11 protein-coding genes are annotated in these 14,273 nt (G+C 66.0%); 8 read left to right on the top strand and 3 right to left on the bottom strand.

From position 1 onward, the window contains the following. The first annotated feature begins 16 nt into the window (after positions 1 to 16). The 8 genes from G4G71_RS27300 (at position 17) to G4G71_RS27265 (ending at position 11,883) form a co-directional block, all read left to right on the top strand. Entirely contained in the window at positions 17 to 457 is a 441-nt protein-coding gene (locus G4G71_RS27300; protein WP_169941733.1) for a bactofilin family protein, read from the top strand. Between the two features lie 67 nt (positions 458 to 524). Beyond that, positions 525 to 1,466, top strand: a complete 942-nt coding sequence (locus tag G4G71_RS27295) for an AEC family transporter (RefSeq protein WP_169941731.1) — start codon at positions 525 to 527, stop codon at positions 1,464 to 1,466. 188 nt (positions 1,467 to 1,654) lie between these two features. Continuing rightward, a complete protein-coding gene (locus G4G71_RS27290; RefSeq protein ID WP_240964975.1) occupies positions 1,655 to 2,449 on the top strand; it encodes a YfaP family protein in 795 nt (264 codons plus the stop codon). Positions 2,450 to 2,487: 38 nt separating this feature from the next. Further along, the gene (locus tag G4G71_RS27285; protein ID WP_169941727.1) at positions 2,488 to 4,239 is read left to right on the top strand and encodes a DUF2138 domain-containing protein; all 1,752 of its coding nucleotides are present in this window, start codon (positions 2,488 to 2,490) and stop codon (positions 4,237 to 4,239) included. Then, positions 4,203 to 4,868, top strand: coding sequence for a DUF1175 domain-containing protein (locus G4G71_RS27280; RefSeq protein ID WP_169941725.1), 666 nt, complete (start codon positions 4,203 to 4,205; stop codon positions 4,866 to 4,868). Before G4G71_RS27285 ends, G4G71_RS27280 begins: the two co-directional genes overlap by 37 nt. Further along, entirely contained in the window at positions 4,865 to 9,418 is a 4,554-nt protein-coding gene (locus tag G4G71_RS27275; protein ID WP_169941723.1) for an alpha-2-macroglobulin family protein, read from the top strand. The genes G4G71_RS27280 and G4G71_RS27275 overlap by 4 nt, the downstream gene beginning before the upstream one ends. Then, entirely contained in the window at positions 9,419 to 11,062 is a 1,644-nt protein-coding gene (locus G4G71_RS27270; RefSeq protein ID WP_169941721.1) for a DUF2300 domain-containing protein, read from the top strand. A gap of 5 nt (positions 11,063 to 11,067) precedes the next feature. Next, complete coding sequence (locus G4G71_RS27265; protein WP_169941719.1) at positions 11,068 to 11,883, top strand: YfaP family protein; 816 nt, start codon at positions 11,068 to 11,070, stop codon at positions 11,881 to 11,883. 100 nt (positions 11,884 to 11,983) lie between these two features. On the opposite strand, the gene G4G71_RS27260 is transcribed toward G4G71_RS27265, so the two are convergent. From G4G71_RS27260 to gatB, 3 genes are read right to left on the bottom strand one after another with little or no spacing between them, the layout of a single operon-like run. After that, positions 11,984 to 12,325 carry a carboxymuconolactone decarboxylase family protein gene (locus G4G71_RS27260; RefSeq protein ID WP_169942829.1) on the bottom strand — a complete coding sequence of 114 codons (342 nt, stop codon included), beginning with the start codon at positions 12,323 to 12,325 and terminating at the stop codon, positions 11,984 to 11,986. Positions 12,326 to 12,384: 59 nt separating this feature from the next. Beyond that, positions 12,385 to 12,768, bottom strand: coding sequence for a septal ring lytic transglycosylase RlpA family protein (locus G4G71_RS27255; protein WP_024765927.1), 384 nt, complete (start codon positions 12,766 to 12,768; stop codon positions 12,385 to 12,387). Positions 12,769 to 12,822: 54 nt separating this feature from the next. Next, entirely contained in the window at positions 12,823 to 14,268 is a 1,446-nt protein-coding gene (gene gatB / locus G4G71_RS27250; protein WP_169941717.1) for an Asp-tRNA(Asn)/Glu-tRNA(Gln) amidotransferase subunit GatB, read from the bottom strand. Between the last annotated feature and the right edge of the window lie 5 nt (positions 14,269 to 14,273).

The raw sequence follows: 14,273 nt of genomic DNA, 5'->3' as shown, positions 1-14,273 counted from the left end.
CGCGCGAGGAATTGCGATGTTCAGCAGCAGCAAGAAGAAAGGCCCGCAGGTGTCGGTGGACAAGTTCTCCAGCCTGCTCTCGGGCAATGTCGATCTGGTCGGCGATATGCAGTTCCAGGACGGCCTGAAGATTCTCGGTACCGTGAAAGGCAATGTCTGCCACAAGCCCGGCGCCGCCAGCCTGCTGGCGCTCAGTGCGGAAGGTCGGATCGAGGGGAATGTCAGCAGCTACGACGCGCTGATCGATGGCACCATCATTGGCGACCTGTACGTCGAACACCTGCTGGAGTTGCACTCCAACGCCCGTGTGGTCGGCAATATCCAGTATCGCCAGTTGAGCATGGAGAACGGCGCCACCGTGGACGGCAAGCTGACTCGCCTGGCCGAAGGCGAGTCGCCCAAACCGCTGGAACTGCCGGCGCCGCTCTGGGGCGAAGCGACCGACGCGCAGGTGTGATTCATCCTGTGGGGCGGGTACATAGCTTGCTATGATTCTGCCCCCGTCGCCCTGATGTCCGCTTCCCATGCTTGCCCTGCTGCTCCAGACCTTCGCCATCACCGCCCCGGTCTTCGCCATGCTGTTCCTGGGCGTGCTGTTGCGCCGCGTCGGGGCGATCAATCCGGAATTTATCCAGACCGCCTCGGCACTGGTGTTCAACGCCACCATGCCGACGATGCTGTTCCTCGGCATCTACCACTCCGACCTGCACAGCGCAGCGCGCCCCAAGGTACTGTTGTACTTCTGCGCAGCGACCCTGGCGGGCTTCCTGCTGGCCTGGGGTTGGGCGGCTTGGCGAGTGCCACGCGTCGAGCGCGGCGTCTATGTGCAGGGCTCGTTCCGCGGCAACAACGGCATCATCGGTCTGGCGCTGGCCACCAGCCTTTATGGCGACCACGGCCTGGCGCTGGGCTCGGTCCTCGCCGCTCTGGTGATCCTCTGCTACAACACGCTGTCCTCGGTGGTGCTGGCGATCTACAGCCCGAGTATGAAGTCCGACCCGCTGAGCATCGCCCGCAACGTCATCTGCAATCCGTTGATCATCAGCGTGCTGGCGGCGCTGCCGTTTTCCTGGTTCGGGATTGGCCTGCCGGCGTGGCTGCTGACCTCCGCCGACTACTTCGCCCAGATGACCCTGCCGCTGGCGCTGGTGTGCATCGGTGGCACCCTGTCGCTGGCTTCGTTGCGCGAGAGCGGCGGCCTGGCGATCAGCGCGAGCCTGATGAAGATGATCTGGCTGCCGCTGATCTGCACCACTGGCGCCTGGCTGCTGGGATTCCGTGGTGCGGAACTGGGCGTGCTCTTCCTCTATTTCGCCAGCCCCACAGCTGCGGCCAGCTACGTCATGGCTCGTGCTGCCAATGGCAACCACGAGCTGGCGGCGTCGATCATCGTCATCACCACCCTGGTGGCAGCGCTGACGACCAACGTCGGCATCTTCGTTCTGCAATGGGGTGGGTGGATGTGACTTGCGCGGAGGCGAGGCTCTTCCAAGTGGTGTTACGCAAAAAGCCATTTTGCGTGTAGGAAATTTCTGAAAGATCGCTCTGTGTCGCAACGCCGCGCGATGGCGCGTTCCGCGCGTCGACAAGACCGGTTACATTTGGCTCCCCCGCAATGCACGATCAAGGAATGTTCATGCAGCTCACGCGTCGGATGGTTCGTGCCGTCTTTATTCTGTCAGCCAGTCTCCTGGCTGCGACGGTCGCTGCCGAACCGGGTGCGGACCTTTCCAGCCCTACTGCCGGCTGGCGTTATTCCGGCCTGACGGATGATCCCAGCGTGCCGCGCGTGGCCTATCCCACGCCTCCCATCGACCGTGGTGGTGTTCGTGGCCGCAGCCTGATCGAAGGGCACCTGCGCGAAGTCTCCGGCGTCGACCGTGCCCAGCGCCTGGTGGTCAACGGCAATCCTCTCCCGCTCTACACCGATGCCGAAGGCAAATTCGTTCGCCCCTACAACTTCGGCGCGGGTAGCAACAGCGTTGCGGTCAGCAGCGACCACGGCAAATCCCTCAAGCGCGTGCAGTTCTACGAAGCCAACAATGGCCGCATCCCGCCGCGCATCCGCCTGGCCCTGGGCTGGAACGACCCCAAGGCCGAACTCGACCTGCATATCGTCACGCCCGACGGCCAGCATGCCTTCTGGGCCAACCCGCGCCTGAGCAACGGCGGCGGCCTCGACCCGGACGGCGTTGACGGCCCCGGCCCGGAAATGTTCACCATGGCTGCGCCGCTGCACGGCACCTACCTGGTCTATGTGAACTACTGGGGCAACTACAGCGCTAGCCAGGGTTACAACTTCCAGGAAGGCAATCACGAGCAGGACGTGATCACCGCCGAGATCAATCTGGTGTTCAACGAAAACACTGTCAACGAGAAGCGCGAGACCTTCGTGGTGCCCATGCGCACCATCGGTGATCTGGTGCTGGTGAAGACCTTCAACTACTGAATTCGCCCCTCGCAGGGATGACACGGGACAAGCGATCCATGAGCGACAATACGCCCTCCAGCAGTCAAGACAGCACTCCCACGCCGCCGGCAGCACAAGCGCCGCGCCGTGGGCCGCTGATCGCCATCGGTGTGGTTGCTGCCGCGCTGGTCGCCGGCGGTCTGGCCCTGGCCTTCGGCCTGATCCCCGCCTTCCACTCGGCGCCGGTGGGCACCCTGGAGGCGCCGGAAAGTCCGGAAGTGGTGCGTGACCTCAAGCGCCCGGACGCGCTGATCGAGAGCGCCTCCCTCAGCCAGTTGCCCAAGGCGGTGCTCGAAGTGCCGCTGCTGCGCGACGTGCTGACCGAGGACTTCGTCTTCTACTACGAGAACAACGCCGACCGCCTGGGCCTGACCGGCACGCTGCGGCGCATCGTCTACGAGCACGACCTGACCCTGAAGGACAGCGTGATCGAGGAACTGCTCGACCAGCCGGCCCAGGTCGCCCTGTGGCGCGGCGCCGATGGCCGCCTGCGCGACTTCATGGTGGTCCTCAAGCGCGGCGGCCTGGCCAAGGTTCTGGAGCCGCTGGCCAAGGTGGCTGCCGACGATACTCAGCTGAAGAAGGTCTCGGAGATCCAGGTGAAAGGCGCCGCCACGCCGGTCTACAGCCTGCGCTACGGCGCGGAGAAAACCTTGCTGTTCGTCTCCCGTGGCGACCAGATGCTGGTGCTGTCGAATCCGAAGATGCTCTTCCCCAATCCGGACTACGACAACCTCGGCGAGCCCGATGCGGCAGTTGCCAAGGACCTGGGAACCGCGCTGGAAGGTGAGCCGCTGTTCGCCAAGGACTTCGCCCTGGAGCCGCGCGGCGAGCTGAAGCAGCGCATCACCCTGGGCGCCGGCGTGCTCGCCATGGGCTACCAGCGCTTGATCCCGACCTTCGCCGGAGTGCGCTTCGAACAGGGCAAGGACGGTTGGCACAGCTACCTGGCGCTCAATGAAGTCGCCCGCCAGCCGGACCTGGATTTCACCCCCGTCTGGCAGGCCATGCCCATGGGAGCCAGCGCCTGCGTCGCTCTTCCGGTGACGCCGGGGCTGTACGACAACATGCTGGTCAAGCTGGGCGCCGAGCAGAAGATGGCCGCCGCCTTCTCAGAGCACCTCTCCGGTGCCGCCGGTCTCTGCTGGTACCCGGAGTCGCGCCTGCACTCGCCGCTGCTCGCGGTGAAGCTCGATGCGCCCGCCAGCCCAGAGCTGGACGATCAACTGGGCAAGCTGTTCGGCAGCATGATCGGTGCCTACGAGGCCAATGTGGAGGCGGGCGCCTTCGAGGTGGAAAGTCGTGCCGAAGGCGATGGTCGTCTCTGGCAGCGCCAGGTCAGCTCGCGCTTCGGCCAGTACCCGGCCAGCGCGGCGGAGAATCCCGACCAGGTCAGTGGCAACGGCTTCTTCCGTGTCAGCCTGCTGCGCGATGGCAACACCCTGCTGTTCTCCATCGACGACAAGCTGCTCGACAAGGCGCGCAATACCCTGGCCAAACGCTACCCGCCGCTGGCCGACGTGCTGCCCAAGGATGCATTGGTGCCGGCCTACCTGGCGCCCAAGACGCTGTCCGAGCTGCTCAAGCGCGAAACCCTCGACAGCCTGCCGCAGGACCTCGAGCCGGTGTTCCGCAACGCCGCCGATACGCTGCTCCTGCCGCGCCTGAAGACTCTCGCCGGTAACGGCTCCTACGCCCTGACCCTGCCGGCCGGCAGCGAGCCGAGCGGCGAATGGGAGTGGCTGCCGCTGGACTGGAAGGCGCTGTGATCCGCAAACCCCTCACACTGCTTGCCGGTCTGCTTGTCGCCACACTGGCACATGCGGCTGAGCCGGCACTGGATGCGCAGCAGACCCAGGTGTTCCGTGCCTGGTTCGTGCGCATCGCCGAGGAGCAGCTGCGCCGCGGCCCGAACCCGCGCTGGTACCAGCAGGACTGCGCGGGGCTGGTGCGCTTCGCCGCCAACGAGGCGCTGAAGGTTCACGACGCCAAGTGGCTGCGCGCCAATGGCATGTCCAACCGCTACCTGCCGCCGGAGCTGGAGCTTAGCGACGCGCAGCGCAACCTCGCGCAGAGCTGGCAGCAGGGCGGCGGCGAGACCGGCCCCTACGTCAACGCGATCAAACTCGTTCAGTACAACAGCCAGTTCGTTGGCCGCGACCTCAACCAGGCGCGCCCCGGCGACCTGATGTTCTTCGACCAAGGCGATGACCAGCATCTGATGATCTGGATGGGCCGCGACATCGCCTATCACACCGGCACTCGTACGGCGACCGACAACGGCATGCGCTCGGTCAGCCTGCAACAACTCATGACATGGAAGGACACCCGATGGATACCCGACGAATCCAATCCCAACTTTATCGGCGTCTATCGCTTGTCCTTCCTGACCCGATGAATGCGCTGCGCGGCATTGCCGCTGCTCTGGCCTGCGTCGGCCTGTTCGCCGCCGCGCCCGCGATCGTGCAGGCGGACGACGACGTCCCGGCGAGCAACTACACGCCCATGGCCGGCGAGTCGTTCTTCCTGCTGGCCGACTCCAGCTTCGCTTCCGACGAGGTGGCCAAGGTGCGCCTGGAAGCGCCGGGCCGCGACTACCGTCGCTACCGCATGGAGCCATACGGCGGAGCGGACATCCGCGTCTACCGCATCGACCAGCCGCTGGACTTCCTCAAGCGCCAGAAGAACCTGCACCGCGTGCTGTCCGAGGGGCAGTTCAAGGGAGAAGGCCTGTCCAATACCCTGGCTTACCTGTGGGACAACTGGTACCGCAAGTCGCGTCGGGTGATGCAGCGGACCTTCTCCTACGAGTCGCGCCAGCAGGTCACCGAAGTGGTGCCCGAGCTGAAGATGGGCAATGCCATGCGCGCCCCCACGCCGTATGACGCCCAGCCACAGTACGCGCCGATCCCCGGCCTGCCGATGGTCAGCCAGTTCCGCTATCCACTGTGGGACGCCAAGCCGATCCAGCCGCCTAAGGAAGTCACCCTTGCCGGTTCCTCCAGCGAGTTCATCAACGTCGCTCCCGGCAACGTCTACGTGCCGCTGGGCAAGTTGAAACCCGGCCTCTATCTGGTCGAGGCGCTGGTTGGCAAATACCGCGCCACCACCGTGGTGTTCGTCTCCAACAGCGTTGCGGTGAGCAAGATCGCCGGCAGCGAGCTGCTGGTGTGGACCGCGCGCAAGCATGAAGGCACGCCGGTGGGCGGCGCCAAGGTGCTGTGGACCGACGGCCTGGGCGTGATGAGCAGCGGCAGCAGCGACGCCGATGGCCTGCTGCGCCTGCAGCACGTCAGCCCGGAACGCTCCTTCGTGATCGGCGAGGACGAGGAGGGCGGTGTCTTCGTCTCCGAGAACTTCTATTACGACAGCGAAATCTACGACACCAAGCTCTACGCCTTCACCGACCGACCGCTGTACCGTCCGGGTGACTGGGTATCGCTGAAGATCGTCGGCCGCGAGTTCAAGAACTCCCGCGAATCGCAGGCTCCGCAAGCTGCCCCGCTGCGCCTGTCGGTGATCGACGCCGCCGGCACCACGCTGCAGACGCTGGATCTCAAGTACGACGCCAAGAGCGGCACCAGCGGCCGCTTCCAGCTGCCGGCCAACGCCGTGGCCGGCGGCTACGAGCTGCGCTTCGATTACCGCGACCAGACCTACAGCAGCGCCTTCCGGGTTGCCGAGTACATCAAGCCGCATTTCGAGATTTCCCTCGACCTCGCCAAGCCGGACTTCAAGACCGGCGAGCCGGTGAAGGGCAACCTGATCCTGCTCTACCCCGACGGCAAGCCGGTGGCCAATGCACGCCTGGAGCTGAGCCTGCGTGCCCAGCAGCTGTCCATGGTGGATAACGAACTGCAGTACCTCGGCCAGTTCCCCGTGGAGCTGTCCAGCGCGCAGATCACCACCGATGCCCAGGGCCGCGCCGCGCTGGACCTGCCGGCGGCGGAGAAGCCCAGCCGCTACATGCTCACCGTGTTCGCCAGCGACGGCGCCGCGTACCGCGTGAAGACCAGCAAGGAAATCCTCATCGAGCGTGGCGCCGCGCGCTACCGCCTGAGTGCGCCGCAGCGCTTCAGCGCCGCCGGCGACAAGGTCGAGTTCAGCTACGCCGCAGAACAGCAGACTCAGATCCAGCCGACCGCCTACCGCTGGCTTCGCCTGGAAGATCGCAGCAGCGGCGACGGCGCGGTGGCTGACGGCAAGTTCGCCATCACCTTCGACAAGCCCGGCACCTACAGCGTTGAGCTGCGCGACAAGGCTGGCCAACTGCTCGGCGGTACTGGTCACTCGGTCAGCGGCGACGGCGTGAAGGCCGTGCCGGGCACCGTGGAAATCGTCCTCGACAAGGCCGAGTACAAGGCCGGTGAGGAAGCGCTGGCGCTGATCACCTTCCCTGAGCCGGTAGACGACGCGCTGCTGTCGCTGGAGCGTGACAAGGTCGAAGCCACCGCGCTGCTGTCCAAGGGCGGCGACTGGCTGAAGCTGGAGAAGCTCAACCCGACCCAGTACCGCGCGCGCATTCCGGTGAAGGCCGAGTTCTCGCCGAACCTGACCTTCTCCGTGCTCTACACCCGCAGCGGCGACTACAGCTTCCAGAACGCCGGGATCAAGGTCGCCGTGCCGCAGGTGGAAATCGCCGTCAGCACCGACAAGGAACGCTACGAGCCGGGCGAGACAGTCACCGTCAATCTCGATACCACTTACGCCGGCAAGCCCGTCTCCAGCCACCTCACCGTGAGTGTGGTGGACGAGATGATCTATGCGCTGCAGCCGGAGATCGCGCCGGGCATCGACCAGTTCTTCTACCACCCGCGCCGCAATAACGTGCGCACCAGCGCCAGTCTGTCGTTCATCAGCTACGACGTCGCCTTGCCGGGCACGCCCAGCGCACCCGGCCGCGCCAACCGCAGTGAGCGTGGCGTGAAGGTACTGGAGCGCCCGCGTCGCGAGGAAGTGGATACCGCCGCCTGGGAACCCGAGCTGGTCACCGATGCCAACGGCAAGGCCCAGTTCAAGTTCCGCATGCCGGATTCCCTGACCCGCTGGCGCATCACCGCCCGCGCCATGGATGACGAAGGGCAGGTCGGCCAGAAGAAGCAGTTCATCCGCTCGGAGAAGCCGCTGTACCTGAAGTGGAGCGGCCCGAAGCGCTTCCGCAGCGGCGATGCGCCGGACCTCGGCCTGTTCGTCTTCAACCAGGGCGAGCAGGACACCAAGGCCGAGCTGCTGATCCGCGCCAACGGCGAGGAGAAGACCCAGGCACTGGAGCTCAAGCGCGGCGTCAACTACATCGCCCTGCCGAAGCAGCCGCTCAGCGACGGCGACTGGAGCGTGGAACTGCGCCAGGACGGCCAGGTTCGCGACAGCCTCGGCGTGCACTTCAGTCTGGTGGCAGATAGCTGGCAGGTACTGCAATCCAAACCGCTGCAGGTCAACGCCCAGAACACGCCGCTGCAGCTACCGGCGGATGCTCGCGATGTGAGCCTGCGCCTGGATGACAGCGCCCAGGCCCTGCTGCGCGGCAACCTGGATTCGCTGCTCGACTATCCGTGGGGCGGCGTCGAGCAGACAGCCAGCCAACTGCTGCCGCTGAGCGTCGCCTACCCGATGCTGGCCAGTGGCGAGCCGCGTGTACGAGATCGCCTGCGCCTGATCATGCAGACCAGCCGCCTGCGCCTGGTGCAGATGGCAGGCCCGGATGCCTACTTCACCTGGTGGGGCGGCGAAGACAACGACGCTTTCCTCACGGCGTATGCCTACTACGCCGACTGGCATGCCAGCCGTGCGCTGGAAATCCAGCTGCCGCCGGAGCACTGGCAGCGCGTGCTGGAGCTCTATTCCGCGCGTGCCAGCGCCACGCCGCTGCTACAGCGTGCGCTGATCCTGGCCTTCGCCCGCGACATGCAACTGCCGGTACAGACGCTGGTCAGCGGCCTGCTCACTGACCTGGAAAACGCCGGCAACGGCGAGGCAGCGAAGTCCGTGAACGACTTCGACAGCGACGACAGCCTGGTCATGGGCCAGCCGGACTCCGAGCTGGGTCTGGCGGTGGCTCGCGTGCTGACCGCCAGCCTGGCCGAGCAGAACAAGGTCGCGCTGCCGTCGGGCTTCGCCAAGCAACTGGATGGTGCACGCCTGAAGCTGAACACCAGCGACCAGCCGTTCGCCCGCGCCGTGCAGCTCTACAGCGGTAGCGTGGACGCCAGTCGTGCTCGCGCACTGCTGCTGAGCCTGGCGCCGCAGCAGTCCACCGTCGAACGCGCCCTGGCGCTGACCTGGATGCAACGCGCCGTGGCCGAGGCCCCGGCCGCCGAATTGCCCAAGCCGGTGGCGGACTGGAAGGAAGGCCACAGCACCACGGGTGACGCGTTCTGGCAATGGCAGGGCAAGGAGGTGCCAGCGCAGCTGGACCTGAGCGCCGCGCCGTCGCGTCCGCTCAATGCTTCGGTGACCTTCCGCAGCGCCGAAGCGCCGACCAGCCAGTTGCCGGTGACCATCAAGCGCCGCCTGCTGCGTCTGGTGCCGGGCGAAGACGCCTTCGCCTTCAAGGCTGAGGAGCTGGGTGACAAACCGCTGTCCAGCGACGAGCTGTACCTGGACGAAGTGACCCTCACCACCGACCAGGCGCAGGCCCTGCGCTACGGCATGCTGGAAGTGCCGCTGCCGCCGGGTGCGGATGTCGAGCGCACCACCTGGGGCCTGCAGATCAGCGGCCTGGGCGGCGTCGAGGCGACCAGCCTGGAGCGCGCGCGCAACGAGCCGGGCGACCTGTTCTACGGCGTGCCGGTCGATACCCTGGGCGGCGAGCTGCGCTTCCGTCATCTGGTCCGTTTCTCGCAGAAAGGCGAGTTTGTCCTGCCGCCGGCGCGTTACCAGCGGCTCTATGCGCCGCAGGAGCAGGCGCTGGAGCAGCAGCCGGCCCTGGCGAAGATCAAGGTCCAGTAAATGCGCGCGCGCCTTGCCGGGCTGATCCTGCTGTTGCCGCTGAGCGCCCTCGCGGCGCCCGGCTCGCAAGAGCAGGCGCAGCTGGCCTGGCGCAGCGCGCAGGGCGATGAACTGTTGCGCCTCGGGCCGCAGCAGGTACTGGATCGCCAGCCCTTGCCGGCTGAGCTGAAGGCGCCGCTGGGCAGCCTGTGGAAGCTGTTCGTCTATGCCTGGCTGAACGACACCGGCCAGCAGGAGCCGGCCTATCAGTGCCGAGGCGACAGCAAGGAAGAAGTCTATTGCTGCACGGCCGGGCAGAGCATCGAACGTGACGCCGCGCTGGTGAAGTCCTGTGGCCTGTACTTCGAGCCGCAGCGGTTGGGTATCGATGGCGCGGTTTGGCAGCAGTACTGGCAGGCGCGCCATGCGCCGGGCTGGATCGCCCAGCTGGACAAGTTGGCACCGCAAACCGAAGTGCCGGTCGCCGAGCTGCTCGATCAACTACAACACCTGCCCGCCCAGGAACAGGCGCAAAAGGTGCTGCTGGACGTCAGCCTCGCTGCCGATGAGGGGCGCGCCCCGGCCGCATTGGGTGGACGCCTGCGGGTGAAGACCTGGAGCTGGGATGAAAATGGCAAGCGCGAAGGCGGCTTTGCCGGTTGGCTGGTGGACGGCACGCCGCTCTGGGCGCGCGGACCGGGCACCAGCAAGACGGTGCTGGCGAAGTACGGCAATGCCATCGGCGCCGCACTGCCCGCGCCCTGGCCGCGTGACCCGGGGCGCTGCGTGGAGGTCGGCCTGTTCAGTCGCTATCCGTTGAAGGAGGTCTACGACGCGCGCAATCAACCTGCCGCCGAGGGCTTGCTGGCAGGCCGGCAGAACGTGCTGTTCGCCAACGGGGTTCGCCTCGACGTGGACAGCCGCGGCGATCTGTTCCTTGAACGCAGCCCCCAGGGGCCGCGCCTGACTGCCCGTCTTTCCCGCGAGGAATACGTTGCACGAGTGCTGGATCGCGAGGCATCGGCCACGCCGCCGGAAGCCGCCAAGGCGTTGGCCGTGACCATCCGGACTTATCTGTTGCAGAACGGCGCTCCGCGCGGCGACTGCCTGAGCATCGACGACAGCAGCCAACGCCAGCGCGTGGCGCCGCGCCCTGCCAGCGAGGCGGCGCGGGGCATCGCCGCCTGGACCGCCGATCTGGTATTGGCTGGCGGCACCGTCACTTACCACTCGGACGAGGCGGGGCAGTCGAAACTCTCCTGGCGCGACGCCCAGGAGCAGGCCGCCAAGGGCCTGCGCTACGACTCCATTCTCGCCCGCGCTTTCCCGCGCACCAGCCTGAGCCGCTGGAGCAACCCGACCGCTGCCTGCCAGCCCCTGCCGGAGGCGGAGCGTTGGCTGCAGGCACAGCGCCGCAACTGGCGGACGCGGCTGGAAGCAGAGGCGGGTTATGAAGAATTGCAGTCCTTCGCCGTGTGCCGACTGAGCAGTGGTCGGCCTTACGTCGACCGCGAACGCCAACGCATCTTCGTACGTGGCCTGTATTCCCAGCAGGACCGCCTCGACCTGGCTCACGAATACCTGCACCTGGCCTTCCAGGCGCACCCCAATGGACAAGACGAGGGCTACGTGGAAAGCCTGGCCCGTCGCCTGATACTGGAATGATCGACATGAAACTTGCCCATGCGCTCCGCCTGTCTCTGCTCGCCAGCCTGATACCGCTGGGCGTGCAGGCCGCCGAATCGCCGATCCGCCTGGATACTCCGCTGGGCGGCTGGCGTGCGGGCGACGGCGACAAGGCCGACTTCCGGCAGACGGTGAACTACCCGGCGTCCTCGGTGAACGCGCGGGAGGACCAGTCCGATACCGCGCGCATCCGTGGCGAAATCCGTGGGTTGCCCAAGGACAGCAAGGAGCCGGCGCGCCTGGTGGTCAACGGCGTGGCCATGCCGATGCGGGTCGAAAACGATGGCAGGTTCGACCGCCCCTTCGCTTTCCCGGCGGGCTCCAACAGTGTCGAGGTCGTCAGTCCGGACGGCCAGCAGCACAAGCGCGTGCAGTTCTACCACGGCGGTGGTGGCGGCGAGGTGGCGGCCAAGCTGCGGGTCCTGCTGTCCTGGGACTCGGACAACACCGACCTAGACCTGCACCTGGTGACGCCCGATGGCGGGCATGTCTGGTACGGCAACCGCTCACTGCCCAACGGCGCGGCCCAGGACGTCGACGTGACCACCGGCTACGGCCCGGAAATCATCGCCAGCCCGACGCCGCTCAAGGGGCAGTATCTGGTCTACGTGAACTACTACGGCGGTGGCTGGGGCTCGGACGAGAGCTCCGGCGACGTGAACGCGGCCAAGCCGCTGACCACGGCGCAGGTGACCATCGTCACGGAGGAGGGCACGGTGAACGAGAAGCAGGAGTCCTTCCTGATCCCGATGCGCCAGCCGGGGGAGCTGACGCTGGTGAAGCGGTTCAGTTATCCGTAACGGAAGCTGAACGCCGCGTAGGAGCGGACTCTGTCCGCGATGGCATCCGGCGCGATGCGTACCTATCGCGGACGAAGTCCGCTCCTACCTAGAGGCCGAATCAGGCTTGCTGATCGGCCTGCCAGGCGTCGATCACTTCCTGCGCCGCGCGGAAGGCGTCGATGGCCGCCGGGACGCCGGCATACACCGCGCAATGCAGCAGCGCTTCGCGAATCTCTTCCACCGTGCAGCCGTTATTCAGGGCACCACGCACGTGGCCTTTGAGTTCCTGCGGGCATTTCAGCGCGGTCAGCGCGGCCAGGGTGATCAGGCTGCGGGTCTTGCGTGGCAGGCCTTCGCGGTTCCAGACACCGCCCCAGGCGTGCTCGTTGACGAAATCCTGCAGCGGCTGGGTGAACTCGGTGGCATTGCCCAGGGCACGGTCGACGAAGACGTCGCCCATCACTTCGCGGCGAACCTGCTCGCCGGCCTTGCGGTTGTCGTTGCTCACTTCTGGCTCCTTCAGAGACCTTCCAGGCGCACCCGGGCGGTACCGGAGCGCAGCATGTTGAGTTGTTCGGCGGCGGCTTTCGACACATCGATGATGCGCCCGCGGCCAAATGGCCCGCGGTCGTTGATGCGCACCACGACGCTGCGGCCGTTGTCGAGGTTGGTGACTTTCACCCGCGTACCGAAGGCGAGCGTGCGGTGCGCGGCAGTCAGGGCGTTCTGGTTGAAGCGTTCGCCGCTGGCGGTGCGCTTGCCATGGTGGGCCTTGCCGTAATAGGACGCGGTGCCTTCGGCGCGGTAGCCGCGGCCGGAGACTTCCGAGTCGCTGTCGTAAGACGTGGTGCTACAGCCGGCCAGCAGGGCCAGGCAGCCGACGAGGGCCATGGGTCGCAGCATCGAACCTCCGGACGAAAAAACGCCGGGCAAGCCCGGCGTCGTTGAAGTGTGGGCTCAGGCTTCGAGCTTCTTCTTCAGCAGTTCGTTCACTTGCGCCGGGTTGGCCTTGCCCTTGGCGGCTTTCATGGCCTGGCCGACGAAGAAGCCGAACATCTTGCCGCGCTTGGCTTCGTCGCTGGCGCGGTACTGCTCGACCTGCTCCGCGTTGGCCGCGAGTACATCGTCCAGCAGTTTCTCGACGGCGCCGCTGTCGGTGTTCTGCACCAGGTCCTTGGCCTTGATGATCTCGTCCGGCGAGCCCTCACCTTCGGCCATGGCGGCGAATACGGTCTTCGCGGCCTTGCCGTTGATGGTGCCGTCCTTCAGGCGCAGGATCATCTGGCCCAGGTGCTCGGCGGAGACCGGCGACTGCTCGATTTCCAGGCCGTCCTTGTTGAGCAGGCTGGAGAGCTCGCCCATCACCCAGTTGGCGGCCAGCTTGGCGTCGCCGCAGATGGTCTGAACCTGTTCGAAGTAGTCGGCCATCTCGCGGCTGGCGGACAGCACGCTGGCGTCATAGGCGGACAGGCCGTACTGGCTCTCGAAGCGCTCGCGCTTCTGGTCCGGCAGTTCCGGCAACTGGCCGCGCAGTTCGTCGAGGAAGGCGCGCTCGATCACTACCGGCAGCAGGTCCGGACAGGGGAAGTAACGGTAGTCGTTGGCTTCTTCCTTGCTGCGCATGGAGCGCGTTTCGTTGGCAGCCACGTCATACAGAACGGTTTCCTGGACGATCTTGCGGCCGGACTCCAGCTCGTCGATCTGCCAGGCAATCTCGGTGTTGATAGCGCGCTCGATGAACTTGAACGAGTTGACGTTCTTGATCTCGCGACGAGTGCCGAACTCGGTTTGGCCCTTCGGGCGTACCGATACGTTGCAGTCGCAGCGCAGCGAGCCTTCGGCCATGTTGCCGTCGCAGATGCCCAGGTAGCGCACCAGCGCGTGGATCGCCTTGGCATAGGCTACGGCTTCTTTGGCGCTGCGCATCTCGGGCTCGGAAACAATCTCCAGCAGAGGAGTGCCGGCGCGGTTCAGGTCGATGCCGCTCATGCCGTGGAAGTCTTCGTGCAGGCTCTTGCCGGCGTCCTCTTCCAGGTGCGCACGGGTGATGCCGACGCGCTTGACGGTGCCGTCTTCCAGGGTGATGTCCAGGTGGCCCTTGCCGACGATGGGGTGGTCCATCTGGCTGGTCTGGTAGCCCTTGGGCAGGTCCGGGTAGAAGTAGTTCTTCCGGGCGAAGACGTTGCGCTCGGCGATCTCGGCGTTGATCGCCAGGCCGAACTGGCAGGCCATGCGCACCGCTTCCTGGTTCAGCACCGGCAGGGTGCCGGGCATCGCCAGGTCGATCAGGCTGGCCTGGGTGTTCGGGGCGGCGCCGAAGGTGGTGGCGCTACCGGAGAAGATCTTCGATTGGGTGGAGAGCTGTGCGTGGATTTCCAGCCCGATCACGGTTTCCCATTGCATGTGTG

It is taken from the genome of Pseudomonas multiresinivorans (assembly GCF_012971725.1).
Lineage (GTDB): Bacteria > Pseudomonadota > Gammaproteobacteria > Pseudomonadales > Pseudomonadaceae > Pseudomonas > Pseudomonas multiresinivorans.
Note: the sequence above shows the minus strand (reverse complement) of the source record. Positions and strands in the feature narration are given on the sequence as shown.

Bases quoted from the DNA above. Each gene is read 5' to 3' on its own strand.
- gatB (WP_169941717.1), bottom strand. From the start codon at position 14,268: ATGCAATGGGAAACCGTGATCGGGCTGGAAATCCACGCACAGCTCTCC.
- G4G71_RS27285 (WP_169941727.1), top strand. From the start codon at position 2,488: ATGAGCGACAATACGCCCTCCAGCAGTCAAGACAGCACTCCCACGCCG.
- G4G71_RS27265 (WP_169941719.1), top strand. From the start codon at position 11,068: ATGAAACTTGCCCATGCGCTCCGCCTGTCTCTGCTCGCCAGCCTGATA.
- G4G71_RS27275 (WP_169941723.1), top strand. From the start codon at position 4,865: ATGAATGCGCTGCGCGGCATTGCCGCTGCTCTGGCCTGCGTCGGCCTG.
- G4G71_RS27295 (WP_169941731.1), top strand. From the start codon at position 525: ATGCTTGCCCTGCTGCTCCAGACCTTCGCCATCACCGCCCCGGTCTTC.
- G4G71_RS27300 (WP_169941733.1), top strand. From the start codon at position 17: ATGTTCAGCAGCAGCAAGAAGAAAGGCCCGCAGGTGTCGGTGGACAAG.
- G4G71_RS27270 (WP_169941721.1), top strand. From the start codon at position 9,419: ATGCGCGCGCGCCTTGCCGGGCTGATCCTGCTGTTGCCGCTGAGCGCC.
- G4G71_RS27280 (WP_169941725.1), top strand. From the start codon at position 4,203: ATGGGAGTGGCTGCCGCTGGACTGGAAGGCGCTGTGATCCGCAAACCC.
- G4G71_RS27260 (WP_169942829.1), bottom strand. From the start codon at position 12,325: ATGGGCGACGTCTTCGTCGACCGTGCCCTGGGCAATGCCACCGAGTTC.
- G4G71_RS27290 (WP_240964975.1), top strand. From the start codon at position 1,655: ATGGTTCGTGCCGTCTTTATTCTGTCAGCCAGTCTCCTGGCTGCGACG.
- G4G71_RS27255 (WP_024765927.1), bottom strand. From the start codon at position 12,768: ATGCTGCGACCCATGGCCCTCGTCGGCTGCCTGGCCCTGCTGGCCGGC.